A 24999-nucleotide genomic window follows, 5' to 3' on the forward strand; every position below is an offset into this window, starting at 1 on the left:
TGCCTACCGACTTAGTAGTCGGGCTGCCAGTCCACGGTGATTAAGCGCGTAGGCAAATCAACTTTGTCCACATACACAGCAACAAACGGCACCATGCGCTCCAAGGCTTGGATAACACCGGCTTCGTCCGCTTCTTGGTAGGCGATCACGAGCACGGTTTGTGCGCCGGTAGACAGCAGCTCTTTCACCTGCCCCAGCGCAACGCCTTCGCGGTTGACTACGTCCAGACCAATCAAATCAACCCAGTAGTACTCATCAGTGGAAACAGTGGGGAAACTGGTGCGGGCCACGAAAATGCGTGAGCCGCGCAATGCTTCGGCAGCGTCGCGCCCTACAACCTCTTGGGATTGGGCTACGACACCACCTGAATGTTCTTTTGCTTCCAGCACGTGCAACAGCCGGGTGCCGTCGAAGGGCTTGGCACCCCGCTCGGTGGGCTGCAAATACCAACGTTTGGAAGAAAAAAGCGCCTCGGGTGCGGCGCTGTGGGAGACGACCTTGAACCAGCCTTTGACTCCCCAGGCATCACCAATGCGCCCTACTTCAATGGCATCCGCCGGTAAATCTGCGGATTTTAGAGAGGGCATCATGGTGGTGCAGAGCAGGCAAAAACTTGCCTGCCATTTTCATTTAGGCAGTAGGAGCGGCTGCTTTGGCGGCTTGTGCAATCAGACGTTCCACTGTGGGGGAAGCCTGGGCACCAACGCTGCGCCAGTAAGTCAGGCGGTCTTGGACAATACGGATGCTTTCTTCATTCACCGTAGCGCTGGGGTTGTAAAAACCGACGCGCTCAATGAAACGACCGTCACGGCGGTTACGCTTATCGGCCACAACGATATTGAAAAACGGGCGTGCTTTTGCACCGCCACGGGCGAGTCGAATGACGACCATGATTTATCCTTCGGGGTGGCTGAAATAATTCAACCTATTGCCATAAGTGCCAAGTAAGCACCTGGCGTTTTATTTCAGCGTTGAGACACGCAACTGACCACCTAGCCAGTGACACGCTGAAAAGCCTTCCATTATACCGCGATCAATTACCACCTGGACTTACGCAAGTCCCCCCGTGCGCCCAAAAGGCGACACAGAGGGCGCAGCGTAAGTCCTAACCACTCTACCCATGCCGACCATCCGCCCAGCGCAAGACGAAGATATCGCAGCCATCACCGCCATTTACAGCCACCACGTTCTGTGGGGTACTGGTACGTTTGAGACCACACCACCCAGCGCAGAGGACATGGCCGCTCGCCGCGCCGACGTATTAGCCAAAGGCTTGCCTTATTTAGTGCTGGTAGACGCAGGACAGTTGCTGGGCTTTGCCTACTGCAACTGGTTCAAACCACGCCCGGCCTACCGCTTTTCTGCCGAAGACTCGGTGTATCTGGCCCCCGACAGCAACGGCAAAGGCTGGGGACGGGTTTTGTTGGCCGAGTTGGCAGCACAGGCCGAACGGGCAGGCATTCGCAAATTGATCGCCGTGATTGGTGATTCGGCCAATGCGGGCTCGATCGGCGTACACCAATCGCTCGGTTTTACCCACGTCGGTGTGTTGCGCGCCTGCGGCTGGAAATTTGGCCGCTGGCTAGACGTGGTGATGATGGAAAAGGCCCTGGGCGCGGCAGACAGCCATTCGCCTGAATAATCGGGACCTATGAAAAATAAAACTTTGGCCGCCTGGTTGGCATTTTTAGGGGGCCCCATCGGGCTACACCGGTTTTACCTGCACAGCCTGGGCGACCTGTGGGGCTGGCTGTATTGGATTCCTACAGCACTGGGGCTGTATGGCATACAGCGGGTGCAAGTGGCCGGGGTAGACGACCACTGGAGCTGGGTGCTGATTCCGCTGCTGGGCTTCAGTTTGGCCGCCAGCGCGCTGACGGCCATCGTCTACGGCCTGATGGCCCCGGAAAAATGGAACGCACAATTTAACCCCGGCACAGCCGCAGATGCCCTACCCGGCCAAACCAACTGGCTCACAGTGGGCGCATTGGTCTGCGCGCTGTTGCTAGGTTCTGGCACGCTGATTGCCAGCCTGGCCTTCAGCTTTCAGCGCTACTTTGAATACCAAATCGAAGCAGCGCAGGAAATAAGCCAGTAACGACCAGAGCTAACGTAGCGCCCGCTTCAGAAATTTGCAGACTGACCCAGTAAGCAACTGCTGCCACAAACGCGCTGGCGGGAATAGTGAAAATCCAGGCCCACACAATGGCATCCACCGCAATCGCGGCATAGCGACACACGATGATCCAGTTGGGTGGCGCGGCATCGGCAGACCACGCATAACCGGTCGCGATCAGGAGCATCCAGAGGATGCCGATGTTTTTCTGCGCATCATTGCCGCCGTGGCCTAGGCTATAGGCCCCGACAGACACCAACTGCAAGCGCCGAAACCAACCATCCACCCGCGAAGGTTTGCACGGCGGCATACCCAAGCCACCGTCATAAACGAACCCAACGTAAAGCCCATCTCGCTGTACATAAGTCTGAAACTTCATATGAATCAACAATTTACGGAGCCAAGCGATTGCGCTTATCTTTGATTGCACACCACGCAAACTGACTTTGTATGTAGAGATGGCCCCACGGTTAGATTGCCAATAGCGCGAGGTATCCCGTAACAGAGCAGGCAATGGTGCTGACCGAATTTACGCGGGTCGCCTTACCTGCCCGGGGGCAGAAGCAAGGGGAGCGTAACGGGTCAAATATGAAAAAAACCCCGGCACCCGCCAGGGCGACCCCACAGAATGATTTACCGGCGAATGCGACGCAAAGCAATCACCATCATCAAGATGAACCCGGCAACCAACATGCGCCCGTCCACCCCGGTGGCCTCATCAAATATCTCGGCACCGCCATCGGAAGACGCTGGCGAATTAAACGAAAAATCATCGCTCCGGCTACGGGCTTGTGTGGACAAACCAAGTTTTACCCGCGCTCCGTTCTGCAATGACTGGATCAAGGCATCCATACCCGCCAAGTCTTTGGCACCCACCATAACTGCCTGAGCACTCGACTCCGAAGGCGCACCCGATTTGACTTCTACGGCGTGCGCTCCTGTAGCCAAAGCTAAGGATATCGCCAGAGTCGCCAGGATATTGATCAATTGGTTCATAAAAACTCCCACCATAAAACGACACATCTAGCTGCGAGCAACATTCATGCCGAATACATGGTAAACCCTTAATACCAATATAAACATCCATTGAAAACAATATGTTGCATCGCAACATATTTTTTCCAGCCTAGCAACAAAATATGTAACAAAATTACAGTGTAAAAAATATCGACACATCAAATGCATTTTTGAGCATCCACAGGTGCTTCGATAAGGCTACATTTGTGCACTTAGTCAACAATGCGGCTTCTGTTTTTCCATTCGCTCATGATTAATGCTATTGACAAACAAAAAAACTTTCTTCGCCCCAGCTTCACGCTCATTAGCGCCATCGAGGCCTTTTTAGATCCGGCCGTAACGATAGTTACATTGGTAGGCTGCTTGGCATGGTTTGCGCACCCTCTTTCGGCCCGGTACATCATCCTGGGAGTGATTGCGTTTTCACTATCCTTCCCTGGCAACGTGGGTTTCCACGAAGTACCGCGCCGCATGGTGCGCAAGTTGCTGACCAACTGGCTGGTTTTTCTGGTGATTCTGGGAAGTTTTGGGGTGGCTACAGGCTACATGCGGGCCTTCACCCGTCCGGTACTGATTGCCTGGGCGATCGGCACACCTTTTATCCAAATTACTTGCCACTTCTTTCTCCGCTGGGCCATGCCCAAAGCGATTGCCAAGAGCGGGCAACAGCGGCGTGTGGTGATTACAGGTGTGAATGAAGTGGGCTTGCGCTTGCTGCGCGAATTTGAATCGAACCCGTACCTCAATACCCACGTACTCGGTTTCTTTGATGACCGCAATTCCGAGCGATTGGGAGAACTCGGCAAAGTCCCCCTCCTGGGACGAATGGCGGATTTGGCCGGCTATATGAAGGACCACGATGTAGAGGCCATTTACCTGGCGCTACCGATGGCTTCGCAGCCACGCATCTTGAGTGTGCTGGACGACCTGAAAGACACCACCGCATCGATCTACTTTGTACCCGACATCTTCATGACCGACCTGATCCAGGGGCGCCTGACAAATGTGGGTCCGATGCCCGTGATGGCCGTGTGCGAAACACCTTTTAACGGCATCAGCGGCATCATCAAGCGCATCTCGGATATATGCATTTCGCTGTTGATACTGCTGCTGGGTTCCCCGGTTTTTCTGGTGTTGGCGGTGGCGGTCAAACTCACCTCCCCCGGGCCCATCATCTTTAAACAGCGCCGCTACGGACTCGATGGCAAGGAAATTTTGGTCTACAAATTTCGCTCCATGACCACCGAAGACAATGGTGCCGTGGTCAAACAAGCCACCAAGAACGACACGCGCATCACCCCGTTGGGAAATATTTTGCGCAAAACGTCGCTCGACGAGCTCCCCCAATTCGTCAACGTATTGCAAGGCCGCATGAGCATTGTGGGACCGCGCCCACACGCTGTGGCGCACAACGAAACCTACCGCAAGCTGGTTAAGGGCTACATGGTGCGGCACAAGGTAAAGCCGGGCATTACCGGCTGGGCACAGGTGAGTGGCTACCGGGGAGAAACGGAAACCATCGACAAGATGGAAAAGCGCATCGAGTACGACCTGGAGTACCTGCGCAACTGGTCGCTGGGGTTCGACCTGTGGATCATCGTGAAAACCGTGTTGGTCGTTTTGAACGACAAAAAAGCGTACTAAACCAAACGCTATTATTTATATAGCTACCAGCGCAGGTAACATATGCGCCGGTAGCCCATTTGGCTTATAACTTTTCGACCACCTGGTCGCGCACCGCACGCAGTTGCTTTGGGCTGACCAAGGCTGGTGCGATCTCGGCCAAGGGCCGCAGCACAAAGGCCCGCTGCCCCATGCGCGGATGCGGCACCACTAGCGCCGGGCTGGTGATCTGGCCGCTGCCAAATAACAAAATATCCAAATCCAGCGTGCGGGGCGCGTTGCGGTGGGGGCGCTTACGGCCAGCGGATTGCTCCAGATTTTGTAGCTGCTCCAGCAGATCGGGCGGGCACAAACCGGTCAAAACCTCTACTACCGCGTTCACATAATCTGGCCCGTCCGAATCCACCGGGGTGGTGAGGTACAGCGACGAACGCTGCACCACCTGGGTGCGCGGCATGGCGTGGATGCTGTCCATCGCCTTGCGCACGGTGCTGGCGGCATCACCCAGATTGGCACCCAGGGCGATGTAGACGGTAACCTGCAACTCAGACATCGGAACCTGGCGTAGCGGCCCCACCGGCGTTGGGCTTGCGGCGACGGCGGCGTTTTTTGGGTGCAGCATCGGGATCGACCTCAGGTGCGGCATCGGGCTGTGCGGCGTTCGTGGCGCTTGCAACGGGCACCACACGGGGTACGCGCACCGGCTTTTGGCGGCGGTTTTGCTCTTCGCGGGCCTGGGCCAGCAGGTCTTCGCGCTGGTCGTCGCTGCCAGTGGTGAATTCTTGCCACCAGTCGGCTATTGCTTGCTCGACTTCACCGACATCGGCGCGCAGGCGCATGAAGTCGAAGGCGGCGCGGAAGCGCGGCTGGTCGATCATGCCGTAGGGGCCGCTGCCCACGCGCTTCTCGAAGCGGGGCTGCATGAGCCAGGTTTCGCGCATGTCCCCGGCCAGCTTGCCCCGGCCCGATACATCGCCGATGCGGGCGTTGAACACGTCTTCGACCGCGTCTTGCAGCGCGGCAAACGAGGGCTGGTGGCCTGAACGGGCAGCCCAGCCTTCGCGCACATCGGCCCACAGCACGCAGGCCAGCAAAAAGCTGGGCGCCACGGGTTTGCCCTCACCGACACGGCGGTCAGTGTCTTGCAGGGCGGCCAGCACAAAAGGCTGATCGGCACGCTCCACCACCACGTCCAGCAGCGGGTAGATGCCGGTGGCCATGCCGAGCTTGCGCAGCTGGGCGATGGTGGCGACAGCGTGGCCAGTTTGCAGCAGCTTGAGCATTTCGTCGAACAGGCGGCTTTGCGGCACGTCGGCCAGCAGCTTTTGCGAATGCACCAGCGGGGCGGCAGTTTTGGGCTCTAGCGCAAAGCCCAGCGGGCCCAGCTTGGCGGAAAAACGCACGGCGCGAATGATGCGCACCGGGTCTTCACGGTAGCGCGTGGCAGGGTCGCCAATCATGCGGATGACGTGGTTTTTGCTGTCTTTCAGGCCGCCGTGGTAATCAACCACGACTTGGCTCTTGGGGTCGTAGTACATGGCGTTGATGGTGAAGTCGCGGCGGACCGCGTCTTCCTCTTGCGGGCCCCAGACGTTGTCGCGCAGGACGCGGCCACTGGCATCGACCGCGTGCTTCATGTTGGCCAGCTCGCTTTTGCTGGTGCGCTCGTTGCCCGCGACCTGCTCGGCGGCGGTGTTGTCCATGTAGGCGCGGAATGTAGAGACTTCAATGACCTCGTTCTCGCGGCCCCGGCCATAGACCACGTGGACGATGCGAAAGCGCCGCCCGATGATGAAGGCGCGGCGGAACAAACCCTTGACCTGCTCGGGGGTGGCGTTGGTGGCCACGTCGAAGTCTTTGGGGCGCAGGCCGACCAGCAGGTCGCGCACCGCACCGCCGACGATGTAGGCCTCAAACCCGGCCTGTTGCAGGGTGCTGACCACATTGAGGGCGCGCTCGTCCACTAAATTGGGGTTGATGCCGTGCTCGGATACGGGGATTTCGACGCGTTTGCCAAACTTAGGCTTTTTGGCGGCGGCTGGCTTTTTGCCGAGTATTTTGTCGATGAATGTCTTGATCATGGGTGCTTTGTAAACAGGTCCAGTATGCGCCAGCCGCGCTGGGTGGCGATGGCGCGCAGAGGCGCATCGGGGTTGGTGGCAACCGGGTGCTGCACTTTTTCCAGCAGGGCCAGGTCGTTGATGGAGTCGGAGTAGAAGGTGGCGTCTACGTCTTGCCAGGCCAGGCCGCGGTGGGCCAGCCAGGCTTCGACGCGGGTGATCTTGCCTTCACGAAAAGACGGCACACCTTGGATACGGCCCGTCATCCAGCCGTCGGCACCGTGTTCCAGGTCCACCGCTATCAGCTCGGCAACGCCCAGGGCATCGGCGATGGGGCGGGTGACGAAGGCGTTGGTGGCGGTGACGATGACCACCTGGTCGCCCGCATCCTGGTGCTGTTTGAGCAAATCGCGGGCCACGGGCTGTATGGCCGGGAGGATCACCGTGCGCATGAAGTCTACGTGAGCAGCTATGGATTTTGCAGCACCCTGCTTGCGCGCGGCCTCGGTGGCAAACAACACGTATTCCACAATATCGAGCGTACCGGCCTTGTAGTGGGCGTAGAAATAGTCGTTGCGTTGCTTGAAGACCTCCGGGTCGGTCCAGCCGATGGTGGCGGTGAAATCGCCCCAGGCGTAGTCGGAATCCAGGGGCAGCAGAGTGTGGTCCAGGTCAAACAGGGCGAGCTTCAAAGGTGTCACTTTCAAATGGTCTCCAACATGGATTTAACCAACGGGATGGTGATGGCGCGCTGGGTTTGCAGGGCGTAGCGGTCAAGGTGCTCTAGCAGTTGCATCAGGCTACCCAGGTCGCGGCTGAAGCGGCGCAGCAGGTAGTCCACCACCTCGGCGCTCAGGGTCACGCCACGGGCCAGGGCCTCCTGGCCCAGCACGGTGCGCAGCTCGGCCTCGCTGAGCAGTTGCAAGGCAAATACGTTGCCGCCGCCCAGGCGGGTGCGCAGGTCTTCACGCAGCTGCAAATCAGCCGGGGGCACATCACCCGCGCCCAGCACCCAGCAGCTACAGGTTTGTGCATTGACAAACCATTTGAAGGCCATGTGTTGCTGCGCCGGGTTGTACAAATGCACATCGTCCAGCAGCACCGCCGCCCAGGTGTCGTCGAATTCGGGCGGCTCGTAAACGCTGGGGTCCATCCAGCCCACGCGGGCGGCCTGCACCCGGTAGGCCTCGCGCACGGCGCGCAGCATATGGGTTTTTCCGGTGGCGGGGCCGCCCCACAAATAGGTTTGCAGTGGCCGGCCGTTATGCACCACGGCCTGCTGCACGTGCTGCAAAGCGGCGGCGTTGGGGCCGCCAAAAAAGTTGGCAAGCGAGGGGCTGGTGCCCAGGCCGATGTCCAATACCAGTTGCTGCATGCTTAGCCTTGGTAGAGCCGGCTGGCCAGGTAGCTGTCGCGGATGCGGCGCATCGCCACCAGCAGCACCGCACTGGCGGGCAGAGCCACCAAAACGCCCACAAAACCAAACACCTGGCCAAACGCCAGCAGGGCAAAAATCACCGCCAGCGGGTGCAGACCAATGCGCTCGCCCACCAGCCGAGGTGTCAGAAACAGGCTTTCCACAAACTGCCCCACGCCATACACCACGGCCACCATCACCACCGCCTTGATGGAGGCAAATTGCAGCAGCCCTGCCAGGGCCGCCAGCACCAGGCCCACGCCAAAGCCCAGGTACGGCACAAACATGGCTAAACCGGTGAACAGGCCGATGGGGAGCCCGAGGTCCAGCCCAAACAGCGACAGGCCGATAGCGTAGAACGCCGCCATGATCAGCATCACCAGCAACTGGCCGCGCAGGTACTGGCCCAGCACGTCGTCGGCCTCGTCCACAAAGCTATCGAAACCGGGGCGCGCACGGGTGGGCACCAGGAACACCAATTGGGCAATGAAACGATCCCAGTCCATCAGCAGGTAAAACAATGCCACCGGAATCAGCACCAGGTTGCCCAGCACCGCCATGGCCACGCTGCCGCCCAGCCGCACGGACGACACCAGCGAACCCAGCGCGTCTTCCACATTGGCGTTGAGGTACTTGAACACGAAGGCTTTGATGCTGACCGGATCGAGGGCCACCTTGACCCCCAGCTGGGACAGCAAGGGCTTGAGCCAAGTCGCCAGGCCGTCGAGCAGCAAGGGCAACTGCTCGCGCATCAAGGGCGCTTCTTTGACCAGAATGGGCACGATCAACAAGGCGATGGCCAACACCACCACGATGAACAGCAGCTCCACCACCACCACCGCCAGCACGCGCGGCACGCGGCCCCGGCACAGGTTGTCCAGCCGGTCTACCAACGGGGTGAGCACATAGGCCAGCACGGCCGCCACGGCAAACGGTGTCAGCACCGGCCCGAGCAGCCACAGAGCCAGCACGGCCACGGCAGCAATCGAGAACCAGGCCAGAGCGCGCCGTTGGGTAGAGGTGAATTGCATCAGGTGGAGGATGTGGTGTCGAAATCGAATGGGTGGCAGGATGCGGACGGGATACCAGTGTGGGTTCCCGCGTGAAACCAGCATACAGGGCGGACCTGCGCCTGCCCTTAAAATCCGTGCAAATTGTAGAGGGCTATGCGGGCAAATCCCGTCGGCCCCGATATCTGGGCATTCTTAAAGCCCTTCACCTCTTGATTCACCCCGTGTGAACGCACTGACCATGACCACTTTCCAAGCCGACCACACCGCCCCCCTCTCCTACAAAGATGCAGGGGTCGATATCGACGCTGGCGACGCGCTGGTCGAGCGCATCAAACCCCTGGCAAAAAAGACCATGCGCGAAGGCGTGCTGGCCGGTATTGGCGGCTTTGGCGCGCTGTTTGAAGTGCCCAAGCGCTACAAGGAGCCGGTGCTGGTCAGCGGCACCGACGGCGTGGGCACCAAGCTGCGCCTGGCGTTTGAGTGGAATATGCACGACACCGTGGGCATCGACCTGGTGGCCATGAGCGTCAACGACGTGCTGGTGCAAGGCGCGGAGCCGCTGTTCTTTCTAGACTACTTTGCCTGCGGCAAGCTGGACGTGGACACCGCAGCGGCGGTGGTGGGCGGCATTGCCAAGGGCTGCGAATTGTCTGGCTGCGCGCTGATTGGCGGCGAAACCGCAGAAATGCCCGGCATGTACCCGGCAGGCGAATACGACCTGGCCGGTTTTGCCGTGGGTGCGGTCGAAAAATCCAAAATTTTGACGGGCCGCGACATCCAGCCCGGCGACGTAGTGCTGGGCCTGGCCAGCAGCGGCGTGCATTCCAACGGCTTCAGCCTGGTGCGCAAGTGCATCGAGCGCGCCGGTGACGCGGCCCCGGCCACGCTGGACGGCCAGCCCTTCAAGCAAGCCCTGATGGAGCCCACCCGCCTGTACGTGAAGAACGTGCTGGCCGCGCTGGCCGAGCACCCAATCAAGGCGCTGGCGCACATCACCGGCGGCGGCTTGCTGGAGAACATTCCCCGCGTGCTGCCCGAAGGCACGGCGGCGCACCTGGTCAAGGGCAGCTGGCCCCAAACCGAGCTGTTCGCCTGGCTGCAAAAGACGGCCGGTATCGACGACTTTGAGATGAACCGCACTTTCAACAACGGCATCGGCATGGTGGTGGTGGTGGACGCGGCCAACGCCGCCGCCGCCGCAGCCACCCTGCGCGGCCTGGGCGAGACGGTGTTCGAGATTGGCATGATCGGCGCACGCGGTGAAGGCGCCGCCGTCGTCGTCGCCTGAATTTATAAGAAATAGGCCTCTAGCGCATATTTCACCTGCGTTATTAGCTATATAAAATGTAGCAAACCAAGGTCCGCCATGTCCGCACTCACCGAAGACCAAGCCCGCAGTTACATGCACAAGCTGCTGGCGGCGATGCACCAGGCGGGTGGATCGGACCTGTTTATCGCCAGCGATTTCGCGCCCAGCATGAAGGCGCATGGCGAGATGAAACCCCTGGCCGGCCAAAAGCTCAGTGCTGACGTGACCCGCATGCTGGCCCAGGCGATGATGAACGAGCGGCAAAACGCCGAGTTCGCCAAGGAAATGGAGTGCAACTTCGCCATCGCCCTGCCCGGCGTGGCGCGGTTTCGGGTGAATGTGTTTGTGCAGCAACAGGCCGTCAGCATGGTGATCCGCACCATCGCCGCCGAGATCCCCAGCTTTGCCACCCTGGCCCTGCCCGAGGTGCTGAAGGAAGTCATCATGCACAAGCGCGGGCTGGTGCTGGTGGTGGGCGGCACGGGCTCGGGCAAATCGACCTCGCTGGCAGCCATGATCGACCACCGCAACAGCAGCTCGGGCGGCCACATCATCACCGTGGAAGACCCGGTGGAGTACGTACACACCTCAAAGATGTCGCTGGTCAGCCACCGCGAGGTGGGGGTGGACACCCTCTCATGGCACCACGCCCTGAAGAACACCCTGCGCCAGGCTCCAGATGTCATTTTGATTGGCGAAATCCGCGACACCCAGACGATGGAGCACGCCATTGCCTTCGCCGAAACCGGCCATCTGTGCCTGGCCACGCTGCACGCCAACAGCGCCAACCAGGCACTGGACCGCATCATCAACTTCTTTCCCGATGAGCGGCGCAACCAATTGCTGATGGATATGTCGGCAAATCTGCGCGCCATCGTCTCGCAGCGGCTGGTACGCACCGAAGATGGCAAGGGCCGCTGCGCCGCCGTGGAGATTTTGCTGAGTACCCCGCTGGTGGCCGACCGCATTTTCAAAGGCCAGTTCACGGAACTCAAGGCGCTGATGGAAAAATCCCGCGAGCTGGGCATGCGCACCTTCGACTGGGCGCTGTTCGACCTCTACAACGCAGGCAAAATTTCCTACGAAGAAGCCCTGCGCAACGCCGACTCGGCCAACGAATTGCGCCTGAACTTAAAACTCAAAAGCGTACGCGGTGAGCCGCAGACTGCGGCAGGCGGCATGGACCTCACCTTCGACAAGGCGCTGACAGCCGAAGAAGTGGAGGCCCTGCGCACCGAAGAACTATCCAAGCAGCAGCAAAAACGCCGCCAGATGGAAGACGAGCAGCTCACCCGGCTGCGGCAGGCCAAAGGCTAATCGGCTACCGCCAAGACGCTGGCCAGCACCTTGTCGATGCGCTTGCCGTCAAGGTCCACCACCTCAAAGACCCAACCCGCGCACTCGATGCGCTCGGCCGTCGCCAGCATGCGGCCCGCCACCGACAGCAGCAGCCCCGCCACGGTGTTGTAACGGCCCCGGTCTTCTTCCGGCAGGTCTTTGATGTCCAGCCGGGATTTGAGCTCACTCACCGGCATCAGCCCATCCAGCAGCCAGGAACCGTCTTCGCGCGGGGTCGCCCAGGCATCCGCCTGCGCACCGGGCTGGAGCTCGCCGGTAATGGCCTCCAGCAGGTCACGCGGGGTCATCAAACCCTGCACCACGCCGTATTCGTCCACCACAAACACCATCCGGCCCGACTTGGCGCGGAACTGCTCCAGCAGCTCCATGCCGCTCAGGGTTTCAGGCAAAAACGCAGCGGGCAACACGTGCGGTTCAATCGGACCGGGTCGATCGACCCCCAGCTCCAGCAGGCGGCCGACACATATCACGCCGACCACATCGTCCAGCGAGCCCCGGCACACGGGGTACCAAGAATGCGAGCCTTTGTTGGCGCTGCTGCTGGCCTTTTGCAGACACTGCGCCACGGTGTGCGAGGCATCCAGCCATTCCATGTCGGTGCGCGGCACCATCAACGAAGTCAAGGGCCGCTCGTCCAGCCGGAACACGTTTTGCACCATCTGGTGTTCGTTTTCTTCGATCACGCCCGCGTCTACGCCCTCCTCCAGGCTGGCCACAATTTCTTCTTCGGTAACAGCCCGGCCCGCCGCGTTGTCAATGCGCAGCAGCTTGAGCACCGCATGGGTACTGACCGACAGCAAGCGCACAAAAGGTTTAGCCCCAGAGGCCACATAGGTCATGGGACGCGACACATGACGCGCCACCAGTTCGGGGTACAGCTGGCCGATGCGCTTGGGCACCAGCTCACCAAACACGATGGTGATGAAGGTGATCACCGTCACCACCACCACCGTAGCCGTCACATCGGCGGCCCCGGTGGCAACGCCAAAGCCCTGCACCCAGGCCGACACGCCATCGCTGAAGGCGGCCTCACCCAAAATACCATTCACCATGCCAATCGAGGTGATGCCAACCTGCACCGACGACAAAAACTGGGTGGGATTCTCCAACAGCACCAAGGCCGCCTTGGCCCCCTTGTCGCCCGACTCGGCCATGGCCGTCAACCGCGCCTTGCGGCTGGATGCCAGCGCCAGCTCTGACATCGAAAACACGCCATTGAGCAAAGTCAACAGCAAAATCAGCAATAAATCCATGGATCTTCACAGAAAATGAACACATGGCACTTTACATGATTGGTGATTTGCAGGGCTGCGACAGCCCGCTGCAACGGCTTTTGGACCGGCTGGACTTCTCGCCCAGCCGCGACACTATTTTTTTACTGGGCGATCTGGTGAACCGGGGGCCCTCCTCGGTGCAGGTGCTGCGCCGCCTGATGGGCTATGGAGACGCAGCCCGCTGCCTGCTGGGCAACCACGACCTGCATTTGCTGGCCGCCGCCCACGGCATACGCCCCACGCACCGACTGGACACGCTGCAAGGCATCCTGGAAGCCCCAGACCGTGCGGCGCTGCTCGACTGGGTGCGGTACCAGCGCATGGCCATGCGTGAGACGCTAGAGGGGCAGGACATCCTGATGGTGCATGCCGGCGTGCTGCCCAGTTGGAGCGCGGCACAGACTATGGCGCTGGCAGGCGAAGTGGAGGCAGTTCTGCGTGGCCCGAACCTCGCCGCATTTTTAGGCCAGATGTACGGCAATGCCCCGACGCAGTGGAGCGATGACCTGCACGGCGCAGACCGGCTGCGGGTGATCGTGAACGCACTAACACGGCTGCGTTTTTGTTCGACAGATGGCGTGATGGAGTTCGACAGCAAAGAAGGCGCTGGCAGCAACCCCGCAGGTTACCTGCCGTGGTTTGACGTGCCCGGTAGACAGACCGCCCATTTGACTGTGGCTTTTGGCCACTGGTCTACGCTGGGCTGGCTGGGTCGCAGCGACGTGCTGTCGCTGGACACCGGTTGCGTGTGGGGCGGTTCGCTGAGTGCACTGAAGATTGGGGCAAACCCCGCTGCCAACGAACTCATCCAGGTACGCTGCGAGCAAGCGCAGCGCCCCGGAAGCTAAACCTCGGCAGCAGCGACGCTGATGGCCTTGAACAAGGCCGCGACTTTGCGCTTGGGCTTGATATTGGCCGAGATGCCGCGCACAGTGGCGTGTTTGGCTGCCGCTTCCCAGCTGGGTGCATCGGTGGCCGCAGTCGCCTCGTAGGGCTTATCGAAGAAGGCATCGCGCGGTGCGCTGTGGCGATGCTGGGCGCGCACGTGGTGCTGGGGACGTGGCGGCGCGTCGATCACATCGCGTGGATCATCACCGCCCCAGGCGCGGCGACCGTCATTGATACGGCCTTGTTCGCGGATCTTGGGGGTGTCTTCCTCGAACTCCATCGCTTCGAGTTCGATCTTGCTCTTGACCAGTTTCTCGATATCGGCCACCAAACGGGCATCGCTGCCAGCCACAAAGCTCACCGCAATGCCGGAGGCACCCGCACGGCCGGTACGGCCAATGCGGTGCACATAGTCTTCGGCATTGAAAGGCACGTCGAAGTTGAACACGGCGGGCACATCCTTGATGTCCAGGCCACGCGCAGCTACATCGGTACAGATGAGCAGATCCACTTCGCCTTTTTTGAACGACTCCAAAGCTTTCAGGCGCTCGTCCTGGCTTTTATCACCATGCAAAGCGGTGGTTTTAAGACCTTCATTTTCCAGCGAGCGTGCCAATCGGGCGCACCCCAGTTTGCTGTTCACAAACACAAAGGCTTGCTTGATGCCTCGCGACTTGAGCACCTGGTGCAAGGCACGGCGTTTGTCGTCGGCATTGACGCTGTAGAAATGTTGCTCCACGGTGGAAGCAGTGGCATTAGAGCGGGCCACTTCGATGGTGACCGGGTCTTGCAGGTAACTGCTGGCCAGGCGCTTGATTTCGGGCGAGAACGTGGCCGAGAACAGCAAGGTAGTGCGCTGCTTGGGCAAGTAGCTCAGGATGCGTTGCAAGTCGGGCAGGAAGCCGATGTCGAGCATGCGGTCGGCCTCGTCCAACACCACGTATTCGACCTGGTTCAGCACCGCATTTTTAGCTTCGATGTGGTCGAGCAGACGGCCTGGCGTAGCAACCAGAATCTCCACGCCTTTTTTCAGCTCCAGCGTTTGCGGCTTCATGTCCATGCCGCCAAACACCACGGCACTGCGCAGGTTGGTGTGCTTGGCATACGATTTGACGGCCTGGGCCACCTGGTCGGCCAACTCACGCGTTGGTAGCAACACCAGCGCACGCACCGGATGGCGGGCGGGCGAGGTAGAGGCATTTTCATGCTTGAGCATGCGTTGCAGCAATGGCAGCGAGAAGGCTGCTGTTTTGCCAGTGCCGGTCTGGGCAGCGCCCATCACATCACGGCCTTGCAACACCACCGGAATGGCTTGCGCCTGGATCGGTGTCATGGCGGTGTAGCCCATGTCGGCCACAGCACGTGACAGGGGTTCTGCAAGCTGCAGCTGCGAGAAAGAATCCAGGGGGGTATCGCTCATCAAATCCGGAAGGGTTGTGGCTATTCAAACAATAGCAAATTGCACCCACGTGGCGTGGGTAAACCCCGATTATCTCTGAATTTACACATCCGGGTCTAAAACGGAAAAGGCCGATGGAGCAAATGCCCCATCGGCCTTACGTTCAGGACGGTTTTCCGCTAGTGCTTGACCGAGACCGTCGGTACAACAACAACCGCTTCCAGCGCTGGGGCCACGGCCACCGGCTCTTCGTCAGGCAGCGGCTGGGGCATGCGCTCCAGAGCCACTTCCAGCACCTGGTCGATCCATTTCACAGGGATGATTTCCAGGCCGTTTTTGACGTTCTCGGGAATGTCTTGCAGGTCTTTGGCGTTTTCTTCGGGGATCAACACCGTCTTGATGCCGCCGCGCAAAGCCGCCAACAGCTTTTCTTTCAAACCACCAATGGCAGTGACTTCGCCGCGCAAGGTGATTTCACCCGTCATGGCCACGTCGCCACGCACTGGGATACCGGTCAAAGCAGACACAAAGGCGGTGGTCATGGCGGCACCCGCACTCGGGCCGTCTTTAGGCGTTGCGCCGTCGGGCACGTGGATGTGGATGTCCTTTTTCTCGAACACCTCGTCCTTGATACCCAGGCGTTTGGAACGGCTGCGGACCACGGTGCGGGCCGCTTCAACCGACTCTTTCATCACATCGCCCAGCGAACCGGTGCGCGTGATCACGCCCTTGCCGGGCATGATGGCGGCTTCGATGGTGAGCAAATCGCCCCCCACTTCGGTCCACGCCAAGCCCACGACCTGGCCGATCTGGTTTTGCTGCTCGGCACGGCCATAGCTATACTTTTGCACGCCCAGATAGTCATTGAGGTTGTCGGCTGTGACTTTGACCTGCGGCACCATCTCCTTGAGCAACAAGCCCTTGACCACCTTGCGGCATATCTTGGACAGTTCACGCTCTAGCGAGCGCACGCCCGCCTCACGGGTGTAGTAGCGCACGATGTCGCGCACGGCCTCAAAACTGACCAGCAGTTCAGACTCGGCCAGACCGTTGTTTTTCAACTGCTTGGGCAGCAGGTATTTGACGGCGATGTTGGTCTTTTCGTCTTCGGTGTAGCCCGACAGGCGGATCACTTCCATACGGTCCAGCAGGGCCGAAGGAATGTTCATGGAGTTAGAAGTGGCGACAAACATCACGTCGCTCAAATCGAAGTCCACTTCCACGTAGTGGTCACCGAATGTGTGGTTTTGCTCGGGGTCTAGCACCTCCAGCAGCGCACTCGACGGATCGCCACGGAAATCCATGCCGAGTTTGTCAATTTCGTCCAGCAAAAACAGCGGATTACGCGTGCCAATCTTGCTCAGGCTTTGCAGCACTTTGCCCGGAAGTGCGCCAATGTAGGTACGGCGGTGGCCGCGAATCTCGGCTTCGTCGCGCATGCCGCCCAAGGCCATACGCACATATTTGCGCCCGGTAGCCTTGGCAATCGACTGGCCCAGCGAGGTTTTACCCACACCAGGAGGCCCGACCAAGCACAGGATAGGCGCTTTGACCTTGTCCACGCGCTGCTGCACCGCCAGATATTCCAGGATGCGGTCCTTGACCTTATCGAGCCCGAAATGGTCTTCGTTGAGCACGCCTTCGGCATTGCGCAGGTCATGCTTGATCTTGGTCTTTTTGCTCCACGGCAAGCCGGTGAGCACGTCGATGTAGTTCCGTACCACGGTGGCTTCGGCCGACATGGGCGACATGAGCTTGAGCTTTTTGAGCTCGCTCTCGGCCTTTTTCAAAGCCTCCTTGGACATCTTGGCGAGCTTGATCTTTTTCTCGATCTCGTCGATGTCCGCGCCCTCTTCGCCTTCGCCCAGTTCTTTCTGGATGGCTTTGACCTGCTCGTTCAGGTAGAAATCGCGCTGGTTTTTCTCCATCTGGCGCTTGACGCGGCCACGGATTTTTTTGTCAACATTCAGGATGTCCACTTCACGTTCCAGCTGGCCGTAGAGGTTTTCCAGGCGCTCGCGCACGTCCGACAAATCCAGTACCACCTGCTTACTGTCCAGCTTGAGTGGCAAGTGGGCGGCAATAGTGTCGGCCAGACGACCGGGATCATCGATGCTGGAGATCGAAGTCAAAATCTCTGGCGGAATCTTTTTATTGAGTTTGACGTACTGGTCAAACTGTTGCATTACGGCGCGGCGCAGGGCCTCTATTTCCGTGGTCTTCTGCACAGACACCGCAGCAACCACGGGCGTGGTATTGGCCGTGAAATGCGACTCACCATCTTCGATGTGGTTGACGCGGGCCCGTTGCTGGCCTTCAACCAGCACCTTGACCGTGCCATCCGGCAGCTTCAGCATTTGCAAAATGGTGGAAATGCAACCGACATCGAACATGTCGGACACGGAAGGCTCGTCCTTGGCGGCGGCTTTTTGGGCCACCAGCATGATGCGGCGGTCGGATTCCATCGCGGCTTCCAAGGCCTTGATGCTCTTCGGACGCCCCACAAACAAGGGGATCACCATATGGGGAAAGACCACCACGTCGCGCAGCGGCAATAAGGGCAGGTCGAGGGGTTCGGCAGGTAGGGGAGTGTGTCCGGACATGAAGATCCTTTGAGTAACCTGTTGAATATGGACTTCGAGCGGTAATTTTCAACCGGCTGGCGCCTTTATTTCAGTGCGCCAGCCGGTGAACTCCTGTCAGGCCTTTTTAGCGGCTTCGCGGTACACCAACAGAGGTGGTTTGTTTTCGTCAATCGTCGATTCATCGACCACCACTTTATCTACGTTGTGGTTGGTGGGCAGATCAAACATGGTGTCGATCAATGACAGCTCCAAAATTGAACGCAGGCCGCGCGCGCCCGTCTTGCGGGCCAGCGCCTTCTTGGCGATGGCTTTGAGAGCCGACGGACGGATTTCCAGGTCCACACCTTCCATTGCCAACAGCTTGCTGTACTGTTTGACCAACGCGTTTTTAGGCTCGGTCAGGATCTGCACCAACGCGTCTTCGCTGAGTTCGGCCAGGGTTGCTACGACCGGCATACGACCGACCAGCTCGGGGATCAGGCCAAACTTGATCAGATCTTCGGGCTCGACATCACGGAAGACTTCGGTCAGGCTGCGCTGGGCTTTGCTTTTAACAGCTGCGCCGAAACCAATACCCGACGATTCAGTCCGGTTGCCAATGACCTTTTCCAGCCCTGAGAACGCACCGCCCAGGATGAACAGGATGTTGGTCGTATCGACCTGCAAGAAGTCCTGGTTGGGGTGCTTGCGCCCGCCCTGTGGCGGCACGCTGGCCATTGTGCCTTCGATCAGCTTGAGTAAAGCTTGCTGCACGCCCTCGCCCGACACGTCGCGGGTGATGGAGGGGTTGTCCGATTTGCGCGAGATTTTATCGATCTCGTCGATGTAGACGATACCGCGCTGGGCCCGTTCTACTTCGTAGTTACAACTTTGCAGCAACTTGGCGACGATGTTTTCCACATCCTCACCCACGTAACCAGCTTCGGTCAGGGTGGTGGCATCGGCCATCACAAACGGCACGTCCAACATGCGGGCCAGCGTTTGTGCCAGCAGGGTTTTGCCAGAACCGGTAGGGCCAATCAGAAGAATATTGCTTTTGGTTAGCTCAATATCGTCCTTCTTGGCGGTTTCCTTGTGGCGCAGACGCTTGTAGTGGTTGTATACCGCAACCGCCAAAGTACGTTTAGCCACTTCCTGGCCAATCACGTAGTTGTCTAGGTTGTTCTTGATGTCTACCGGTGTGGGCAACGCGGCACCTGCATCGCGGGCTTCGGTGCCTGCGGGCAGTTCATCACGGATGATGTCGTTACACAGGTCGATACATTCATCGCAAATGAAAACCGACGGCCCTGCAATCAGCTTCTTCACTTCATGCTGGCTTTTGCCGCAGAAGGAGCAGTACAGGGTTTTTTCGCTGGAGGAGCCTTTTTTCTCGGCCATGGGAGGAATGCCTTTTCAGTCGTTACTGAATGATAACCAAATAAAAACGGCGCTTTCTGTTGCAGAAAACGCCGTTATGGGCTGCTGCCCCACCCTAACTAGGGCTTAGGGGCGCTTGCTGATCACTTCGTCTACCAGGCCATAGGTCTTGGCTTCGTCGGCAAACATGAAGTAGTCGCGTTCGGTGTCGCGCTCGATTTTCTCAATGGGCTGACCGCAACGCTCAGCCAAGATCTTGTTCAACTGGTCACGGGTCTTCAAGATATCACGGGCGTGGATCTCGATATCGCTAGCCTGCCCTTGCGCACCACCAGAAGGCTGGTGGATCATGACGCGGGAATTGGGCAGGGTGAAACGCTTGCCCTTGGTGCCCGCAGCCAGCAAGAAAGCACCCATGCTGGCGGCCATGCCGATGCACAGGGTGGACACATCGGGTTTGATGAATTGCATGGTGTCGTAGATCGCCATGCCGGCCGTGACCGATCCGCCAGGGGAGTTGATGTAGAACGAAATATCCTTGTCAGGATTTTCGCTTTCCAAAAACAGCAACTGGGCCACCACCAAATTGGCGGTCTGGTCATTCACCGGCCCGACTAAAAAGATGACGCGCTCTTTCAGCAAACGCGAGTAAATATCGTACGAACGCTCGCCACGACCGGACTGTTCAATCACCATCGGCACCATGCCGAGGCCCTGAACTTCTTGCGCACTATTACGGATGAACATGGTGATTCCTACTTTATGGGAGAGCGATTAAAAGCAAATAAGGGCTTGCGCCAAAAACACAAGCCCTTATGCGTTACATCTTGCAGCAGATTAGTTCTGGCCCATCAGCTCATCAAACACAACCGCCTTTTCAACCACTTGGGCCTTGCCCAAAATGAAGTCGGTGACATTGGTTTCAATAACGATGGCTTCGACTTCGGCCAGACGCTGGTTGTCGCTGTAGTACCAACGCACTACGTCAGCAGGCTTCTCGTAGCTGGCAGCCAACTCTTCAATGTGGGCCTTGATTTGCTCGGCGGTGGCTTGCAACGCATTGCTACGCACCAATTCGGCAACCACCAGACCCAGGCGCACGCGGCGCTCGGCCTGGGGACGGAAGATGTCATCAGGAATGGGGGCTTTGTCCGCATCCTTGATGCCGCGCTGCTTCAAATCAGCACGCGCACCCGCGACCAGACGGTTCAACTCACCCTGCACGCTGTAGTTGGGCAAATCGAGTTCCGACTTGGCAACCAAAGCATCCATTGCGGCTTGCTTGTTACGGGCCAGCACGCGGAACTTGACTTCGCGCTCCAGGTTTTTGCGGATGTCGGCGCGCAGACCTTCGACCGTTGCATCGGTAATGCCGAGCGACTTGGCCAGAGCTTCGTCTACGGCGGGCAGGTGGGCTGCTTCAATTTTCTTCACGGTGACCATGAAGTCGGCTTGCTTGCCGGCCACGTCTTTGCCGTGGTAGTCGGCCGGAAATGCCAACGGGAAAGTGCGGCTTTCGCCGGACTTCATGCCACGCACGGCATCTTCAAATTCCTTCAGCATCTGGCCTTCGCCCACCAGGAACTGGAAGGCTTCGGCTTTGCCGCCTTCAAAAGTTTCGCCGTCGATCTTGCCTTCAAAGTCCACCGTAACGCGGTCACTGTCTTCGGCAGCAGCTTCGAGCGCGCGCTGGGCAAAGGTACGGCGTTGCTTGCGCAGGATTTCGACGGTCTTGTCGATCGCGCCATCGTCCACAGCGGTGGTGATTTTTTCGACTTCAGCGGTGCTCAGGTCGCCAATTTTCACATCCGGGAAGACTTCGAAAATCGCATCAAAAGCCATTTGACCTTCGGGTGAAGTCTCGTTTTCGCTGATACGGGGCTGACCAGCAACGCGCAGCTTGGCTTCGTTGGCGGCAACGGCAAAAGCCTCGCCCACTTTGTCGTTCATCACTTCGTAGTGGACCGAATAACCGTAGCGCTGTGCCACCACATTCATGGGCACCTTGCCTGGACGGAAGCCGTCCATCTTGACGGTGCGGGCCATCTTCTTGAGACGGGTAGCCACTTCGTTCTGGATCACTTCCACGGGCAGGGACAGCGTGATTTTGCGTTCCAGCTTTTCAAGGGTTTCAACAGTAACAGCCATCTTGGTCTCGGTCTCGTATAAAAAAGTGTGGTGCGCGGGGGGGGACTCGAACCCCCACATCCTTGCGGACGTCAGGACCTAAACCTGGTGCGTCTACCAATTTCGCCACCCGCGCAAATACAGAACTAACAAACGATCTTGAACAACGCCAAGACCATTTGTATGAAATCGGTCAGCCTGCTATTTTAGCGTGCTTGCAGACCGGTTTTTATACCGGTAAACCTGGACCTCACCGGGAGTCGCGCTGGACCCGGAACCAGGCTGCATACATAGCGGGCAAAGCCAGCAGGGTCAGCACCGTGGCCACGATCAGGCCGCCCATGATGGCCACCGCCATAGGACCCCAAAACACCGAGCGCGACAGCGGAATCATGGCCAGTACGGCGGCAGCGGCGGTCAGCACAATCGGGCGCAAACGCCCCACGGCCGACTCCACAATCGCGTCCCAGGTGGGCATGCCTCGGGCGCGCTCTTGCTCGATTTGGTCGATCAGGATGACCGAATTGCGCTGGATCATGCCCATCAGCGCAATCACACCCAGCAGCGCTACAAAGCCAAACGGGCGACCCAGCAAGATCAACGCGCCGGCCACCCCGGCAATACCCAATGGCCCGGTCAGGAAAACCAGCATAGCCCGGCTGAAACTTTGCAGTTGCAGCATCAGCAAGGTAAAGGTAATGAACAGCATGATGGGGATGCCCGCCGCAATGGAGGCCGAGCCTTTGCTACTCTCTTCCACCGCACCAGCCACCTCTATCCGGTAAGCCCCCATGCCCTTGCTGGCCCACTGCGCCTCCAGCGCTTTCAAAGCGGGCAGTAGTTCATCCGTCACGGTAGCTCCCTGCAAGCCTTCGGTGATGTCGGCCTGCACCGTGATGCCGTAGTCGCGGTTTTCACGCCACATCACGCCGGGTTCCCAGTCAAACACCGGTTTGGCGATTTGCAGCAGCGGAATCGACTGCCCGGAAGCCGTGGGCAAATACGCATTGCCGATGTCAGTGATGGCGCTGCGCTCGTCCAGCGGCTGGCGCAGCACGATGTCGATGAGCTTGTCGTTCTCGCGGAACTGGCCCACGGTGGCACCGGTCAGAATTACTTTGGCTGCCTGGGCAATCGACTGGCTGGTGACCCCCAAGGCGCGTGCCTTGGCCTGGTCCACTTCCAGGCGCACCACCTTGATCGACTCGTTCCAGTTGTCGTTCACCCCCCGGGTGTTGGCGCTTTTACGCATCACGGCCTTGACCTCGTCGGCACGCAGTCGCAACACGCTGGGCTCGGTGCCAATCACACGGAACTGCACCGGATACGGTACTGGCGGGCCGGTAGACAAGAGCTTGGCCCGCGCACGCACGTCGGGAAACTCGGTGGCCAGCAACGTGGGCAACTTGTTGCGCAGCACATCCCGCGCCTTCAGATCCTTGGTCATCACGATGAGCTGCGATACGTTGGTCTGGGGAAACACCTGGTCCAGCGGCAAGAAGAACCGTGGCACACCCGACCCGACCCAGGCCACCACCGAACTGACACCCGGCTCCTGCAGCAGCCGCGCCTCGACCAGCTTGGCGGAAGCATCGTTGGCCGCAAAGGAGGTGCCCTCGGGGAACCACAGGTCCACCAGAATCTCCGGGCGGCTGGAGTCCGGGAAAAACTGCTGCTGCACCCGGCCCATGCCGAAAATGCCCAGGGCAAAAATCAGCAACGTCAGGGCGATGGTGATCCAACGGTGCAGCACGCACCAGCCCACCAGGCGGCGAAACCGCTGGTAGAACGGCGAATCAAAGCTGTCGTGTCCGTGCACCGGTGCATCGCCGGGTGCGCCATCGGCCAGCACTTGGGCATGCGGCGGTTTCTTCAGCAAGAGCACCCCCAAGTAGGGCACAAAGTAGACCGACACGATCCAGCTCAGCAGCAAGGCCAGCACCGTTACGGCAAAAATCGCAAAGGTGTATTCGCCGGTGGTGGACTTGGCCAGGCCGATAGGCAAAAAGCCCGCTGCCGTGATCAGCGTGCCGGTCAGCATGGGCATGGCGGTGATCTCGTAGGCAAACGTGGCAGCACGCACCTTGTCGTAGCCCTCTTCCATTTTGCGCACCATCATTTCCACCGCGATGATGGCATCGTCCACCAGCAGGCCCAGGGCGATGATCAGCGAGCCCAGCGAAATCTTGTGCAGGCCAATGCCCCAGTACCACATGCCCAGAAAGGTCACGCCCAGCACCAGCGGGATGGTGATGCCCACCACCAAGCCGGGCCGCATGTCCAGCGTGTAGCGGCGCCAGAGCGGATTTTTGCCCGGTCGCTTGTGCAGGCCCAGGCTGATAAAGCTCACCGCCAACACGATGACCACCGCCTCAATCAGCACGCTGATGAACTCGTTTACCGAAGTGCTCACGGTTTTGGGCTGGTCCTGCACCTGCACCAGCTTGATGCCGGCGGGCAGGCTCTTGCCGATCTGGGCGGCCATCGCATCCATCGCCGTGCCCAAGCGGATGATGTCGCCGCCCTTGGCCATCGACACCCCCAGCGCAATCACTTCCTTGCCCTGGAAGCGTACCTTCACGCTCGGCGGATCGACGTAGCCGCGCGTGATCTCGGCGATATCGCCCAGCCGCAACTGGCCCGCACCGGCGGTCGTGCTGCCCGCACCCCGGATGGGCATGGCCTGGAGCTGCTCCACCGTCTGGAACTGCCCGGCCACCCGCACCTGCACCACGTCCAGCGGGGTTTGCACCGCACCGGCGCTCTCCACCGCGTTTTGTTGGCCCAACTGCGCCAGCACCTGGCCCATATCCAGCCCGAGCTGGGCCAGGCGCTTTTGCGAAACCTCAACATAGACTTTTTCGGCCTGCACGCCAAACAGCTCGACCTTGCCCACATCGGGCACGCGCAGCAGCTTTTGGCGCACCTCGTCGGCAAACACCTTGAGCTCGGCGTTGCTGAAACCGTCGGACTCCAGCGCGTAGATCACGCCGTATACATCGCCAAAGTCGTCATTAAAAAACGGCCCCTGCACGCCCGACGGCAGGGTGTGGGCCATGTCGCCAATCTTTTTGCGCGTGATGTACCAGAGGTTGGCCACATCGCTGCCTTTACTGGAATCTTTCACCTGGAAGATGATTTGCGACTCGCCGGGCTTGGAATAGCTGCGGATCTTGTCGGCATACGGCACCTCTTGCAGCGCGCGCTCCAGCTTATCGGTGACCTGCTCGGCCACCTGCTGGGCAGTCGCCCCGGGCCAGAAGGTCTTAACCACCATCACCCGAAAGGTAAACGGCGGATCTTCGTCCTGGCCCAACTGGAAGTAGGCGGCAAAGCCCATCACCATTAGCACCACCAGCAAATAGCGGGTTAGCGCGGGATGCTCCAGCGCCCATTTGGAAAGATTGAAGCCCGGCTTGGGCTGGTCAGGGGTGTGGGGTTGCGTCATCTGAA

At 59.4% G+C, this 24999-nt stretch carries 21 protein-coding genes, 1 tRNA gene and 1 pseudogene; 6 read left to right on the top strand and 17 right to left on the bottom strand.

What is annotated here, in order from left to right; translation table 11 throughout:
- Positions 1–11: 11 nt before the first annotated feature.
- Together rimM and rpsP are read right to left on the bottom strand one after the other, a co-directional pair.
- Complete coding sequence (gene rimM / locus AC0969_RS00605; RefSeq protein ID WP_479622187.1) at positions 12–590, bottom strand: ribosome maturation factor RimM; 579 nt, start codon at positions 588–590, stop codon at positions 12–14.
- Between the two features lie 40 nt (positions 591–630).
- A complete protein-coding gene (gene rpsP, locus AC0969_RS00610; protein WP_479622188.1) occupies positions 631–891 on the bottom strand; it encodes a 30S ribosomal protein S16 in 261 nt (86 codons plus the stop codon).
- Between the two features lie 229 nt (positions 892–1120).
- Here rpsP and AC0969_RS00615 point away from each other — a divergent pair, with 229 nt between their 5' ends.
- On the top strand, positions 1121–1642 hold the full coding sequence (locus AC0969_RS00615) for an N-acetyltransferase family protein (RefSeq protein ID WP_479622189.1): 522 nt from the start codon (positions 1121–1123) through the stop codon (positions 1640–1642).
- A 9-nt stretch (positions 1643–1651) separates the two neighbouring features.
- A complete protein-coding gene (locus AC0969_RS00620; protein WP_479622190.1) occupies positions 1652–2098 on the top strand; it encodes a TM2 domain-containing protein in 447 nt (148 codons plus the stop codon).
- A gap of 31 nt (positions 2099–2129) precedes the next feature.
- Here the strand turns inward: AC0969_RS00620 and AC0969_RS00625 are convergent.
- Both AC0969_RS00625 and AC0969_RS00630 read right to left on the bottom strand, forming a co-directional pair.
- Positions 2130–2467 (bottom strand): annotated as a pseudogene (locus tag AC0969_RS00625) (inorganic phosphate transporter); the annotation flags it as partial.
- Positions 2468–2749: 282 nt separating this feature from the next.
- Positions 2750–3112: a hypothetical protein gene (locus AC0969_RS00630; protein ID WP_479622191.1), complete on the bottom strand. Its 363-nt coding sequence runs from the start codon at positions 3110–3112 to the stop codon at positions 2750–2752.
- 384 nt (positions 3113–3496) lie between these two features.
- On the opposite strand from AC0969_RS00630, the gene AC0969_RS00635 reads away from it, so the two are divergent.
- Positions 3497–4777, top strand: coding sequence for an undecaprenyl-phosphate glucose phosphotransferase (locus AC0969_RS00635; protein ID WP_479622192.1), 1281 nt, complete (start codon positions 3497–3499; stop codon positions 4775–4777).
- Between the two features lie 64 nt (positions 4778–4841).
- Here AC0969_RS00635 and folK read toward each other — a convergent pair whose 3' ends face one another.
- Genes folK through AC0969_RS00660 form a run of 5 tightly spaced genes read right to left on the bottom strand, consistent with a single transcriptional unit; the run spans position 4842 to position 9264 of the window.
- Positions 4842–5309, bottom strand: coding sequence for a 2-amino-4-hydroxy-6-hydroxymethyldihydropteridine diphosphokinase (gene folK, locus AC0969_RS00640; RefSeq protein WP_479622193.1), 468 nt, complete (start codon positions 5307–5309; stop codon positions 4842–4844).
- Positions 5302–6837, bottom strand: coding sequence for a polynucleotide adenylyltransferase PcnB (pcnB, locus tag AC0969_RS00645; RefSeq protein WP_479622194.1), 1536 nt, complete (start codon positions 6835–6837; stop codon positions 5302–5304). Before pcnB ends, folK begins: the two co-directional genes overlap by 8 nt.
- Positions 6834–7508: a histidinol-phosphatase gene (locus AC0969_RS00650; RefSeq protein WP_479622195.1), complete on the bottom strand. Its 675-nt coding sequence runs from the start codon at positions 7506–7508 to the stop codon at positions 6834–6836. The genes pcnB and AC0969_RS00650 overlap by 4 nt, the downstream gene beginning before the upstream one ends.
- Positions 7509–7519: 11 nt before the next feature.
- Positions 7520–8191, bottom strand: a complete 672-nt coding sequence (gene hda, locus AC0969_RS00655; protein WP_479622196.1) for a DnaA regulatory inactivator Hda — start codon at positions 8189–8191, stop codon at positions 7520–7522.
- 2 nt (positions 8192–8193) lie between these two features.
- Positions 8194–9264 carry an AI-2E family transporter gene (locus AC0969_RS00660; RefSeq protein ID WP_479622197.1) on the bottom strand — a complete coding sequence of 357 codons (1071 nt, stop codon included), beginning with the start codon at positions 9262–9264 and terminating at the stop codon, positions 8194–8196.
- Positions 9265–9484: 220 nt separating this feature from the next.
- Between AC0969_RS00660 and purM the strand changes: the two genes are divergently transcribed.
- Together purM and AC0969_RS00670 are read left to right on the top strand one after the other, a co-directional pair.
- Complete coding sequence (gene purM, locus AC0969_RS00665) at positions 9485–10534, top strand: phosphoribosylformylglycinamidine cyclo-ligase (protein WP_479622198.1); 1050 nt, start codon at positions 9485–9487, stop codon at positions 10532–10534.
- A gap of 78 nt (positions 10535–10612) precedes the next feature.
- Entirely contained in the window at positions 10613–11872 is a 1260-nt protein-coding gene (locus AC0969_RS00670) for a PilT/PilU family type 4a pilus ATPase (RefSeq protein ID WP_479622199.1), read from the top strand.
- Here AC0969_RS00670 and AC0969_RS00675 read toward each other — a convergent pair.
- Positions 11869–13167 (bottom strand): hemolysin family protein, encoded by a 1299-nt coding sequence (locus AC0969_RS00675; protein WP_479622200.1) that lies wholly within the window; start codon positions 13165–13167, stop codon positions 11869–11871. The genes AC0969_RS00670 and AC0969_RS00675 overlap by 4 nt on opposite strands.
- Before the next feature lie 23 nt (positions 13168–13190).
- On the opposite strand from AC0969_RS00675, the gene AC0969_RS00680 reads away from it, so the two are divergent.
- Complete coding sequence (locus AC0969_RS00680; RefSeq protein ID WP_479622201.1) at positions 13191–14036, top strand: symmetrical bis(5'-nucleosyl)-tetraphosphatase; 846 nt, start codon at positions 13191–13193, stop codon at positions 14034–14036.
- Here AC0969_RS00680 and AC0969_RS00685 read toward each other — a convergent pair.
- The 7 genes from AC0969_RS00685 to AC0969_RS00715 all read right to left on the bottom strand — a co-directional run bounded on the left by AC0969_RS00685 (position 14033) and on the right by AC0969_RS00715 (position 24994).
- Complete coding sequence (locus AC0969_RS00685) at positions 14033–15496, bottom strand: DEAD/DEAH box helicase (RefSeq protein ID WP_479622202.1); 1464 nt, start codon at positions 15494–15496, stop codon at positions 14033–14035. The genes AC0969_RS00680 and AC0969_RS00685 overlap by 4 nt on opposite strands.
- 158 nt (positions 15497–15654) lie before the next feature.
- The gene (lon, locus tag AC0969_RS00690; RefSeq protein WP_479622203.1) at positions 15655–18078 is read right to left on the bottom strand and encodes an endopeptidase La; all 2424 of its coding nucleotides are present in this window, start codon (positions 18076–18078) and stop codon (positions 15655–15657) included.
- A gap of 96 nt (positions 18079–18174) precedes the next feature.
- A complete protein-coding gene (clpX, locus tag AC0969_RS00695; protein WP_479622204.1) occupies positions 18175–19440 on the bottom strand; it encodes an ATP-dependent Clp protease ATP-binding subunit ClpX in 1266 nt (421 codons plus the stop codon).
- 105 nt (positions 19441–19545) lie between these two features.
- Positions 19546–20166 (bottom strand): ATP-dependent Clp endopeptidase proteolytic subunit ClpP, encoded by a 621-nt coding sequence (gene clpP, locus AC0969_RS00700; protein WP_479622205.1) that lies wholly within the window; start codon positions 20164–20166, stop codon positions 19546–19548.
- 90 nt (positions 20167–20256) lie between these two features.
- Positions 20257–21567, bottom strand: coding sequence for a trigger factor (gene tig / locus AC0969_RS00705; RefSeq protein ID WP_479622206.1), 1311 nt, complete (start codon positions 21565–21567; stop codon positions 20257–20259).
- A 28-nt stretch (positions 21568–21595) separates the two neighbouring features.
- Positions 21596–21682, bottom strand: a tRNA-Leu gene (locus AC0969_RS00710).
- A gap of 114 nt (positions 21683–21796) precedes the next feature.
- Positions 21797–24994 carry an efflux RND transporter permease subunit gene (locus AC0969_RS00715; RefSeq protein ID WP_479622207.1) on the bottom strand — a complete coding sequence of 1066 codons (3198 nt, stop codon included), beginning with the start codon at positions 24992–24994 and terminating at the stop codon, positions 21797–21799.
- Between the last annotated feature and the right edge of the window lie 5 nt (positions 24995–24999).

The organism is Rhodoferax sp. LB1P47 (assembly GCF_056521445.1).

What these genes read in the sequence shown, in the direction of transcription:
- folK (WP_479622193.1), bottom strand. Translation starts at nt 5,309, where the DNA reads ATGTCTGAGTTGCAGGTTACCGTCTACATCGCCCTGGGTGCCAATCTG.
- AC0969_RS00670 (WP_479622199.1), top strand. Translation starts at nt 10,613, where the DNA reads ATGTCCGCACTCACCGAAGACCAAGCCCGCAGTTACATGCACAAGCTG.
- AC0969_RS00685 (WP_479622202.1), bottom strand. Translation starts at nt 15,496, where the DNA reads ATGAGCGATACCCCCCTGGATTCTTTCTCGCAGCTGCAGCTTGCAGAA.
- AC0969_RS00675 (WP_479622200.1), bottom strand. Translation starts at nt 13,167, where the DNA reads ATGGATTTATTGCTGATTTTGCTGTTGACTTTGCTCAATGGCGTGTTT.
- pcnB (WP_479622194.1), bottom strand. Translation starts at nt 6,837, where the DNA reads ATGATCAAGACATTCATCGACAAAATACTCGGCAAAAAGCCAGCCGCC.
- AC0969_RS00660 (WP_479622197.1), bottom strand. Translation starts at nt 9,264, where the DNA reads ATGCAATTCACCTCTACCCAACGGCGCGCTCTGGCCTGGTTCTCGATT.
- rimM (WP_479622187.1), bottom strand. Translation starts at nt 590, where the DNA reads ATGATGCCCTCTCTAAAATCCGCAGATTTACCGGCGGATGCCATTGAA.
- AC0969_RS00680 (WP_479622201.1), top strand. Translation starts at nt 13,191, where the DNA reads ATGGCACTTTACATGATTGGTGATTTGCAGGGCTGCGACAGCCCGCTG.
- tig (WP_479622206.1), bottom strand. Translation starts at nt 21,567, where the DNA reads ATGGCTGTTACTGTTGAAACCCTTGAAAAGCTGGAACGCAAAATCACG.
- purM (WP_479622198.1), top strand. Translation starts at nt 9,485, where the DNA reads ATGACCACTTTCCAAGCCGACCACACCGCCCCCCTCTCCTACAAAGAT.
- clpX (WP_479622204.1), bottom strand. Translation starts at nt 19,440, where the DNA reads ATGGCCGAGAAAAAAGGCTCCTCCAGCGAAAAAACCCTGTACTGCTCC.
- AC0969_RS00615 (WP_479622189.1), top strand. Translation starts at nt 1,121, where the DNA reads ATGCCGACCATCCGCCCAGCGCAAGACGAAGATATCGCAGCCATCACC.
- AC0969_RS00715 (WP_479622207.1), bottom strand. Translation starts at nt 24,994, where the DNA reads ATGACGCAACCCCACACCCCTGACCAGCCCAAGCCGGGCTTCAATCTT.
- hda (WP_479622196.1), bottom strand. Translation starts at nt 8,191, where the DNA reads ATGCAGCAACTGGTATTGGACATCGGCCTGGGCACCAGCCCCTCGCTT.
- AC0969_RS00630 (WP_479622191.1), bottom strand. Translation starts at nt 3,112, where the DNA reads ATGAACCAATTGATCAATATCCTGGCGACTCTGGCGATATCCTTAGCT.
- clpP (WP_479622205.1), bottom strand. Translation starts at nt 20,166, where the DNA reads ATGTTCATCCGTAATAGTGCGCAAGAAGTTCAGGGCCTCGGCATGGTG.
- rpsP (WP_479622188.1), bottom strand. Translation starts at nt 891, where the DNA reads ATGGTCGTCATTCGACTCGCCCGTGGCGGTGCAAAAGCACGCCCGTTT.
- AC0969_RS00620 (WP_479622190.1), top strand. Translation starts at nt 1,652, where the DNA reads ATGAAAAATAAAACTTTGGCCGCCTGGTTGGCATTTTTAGGGGGCCCC.
- lon (WP_479622203.1), bottom strand. Translation starts at nt 18,078, where the DNA reads ATGTCCGGACACACTCCCCTACCTGCCGAACCCCTCGACCTGCCCTTA.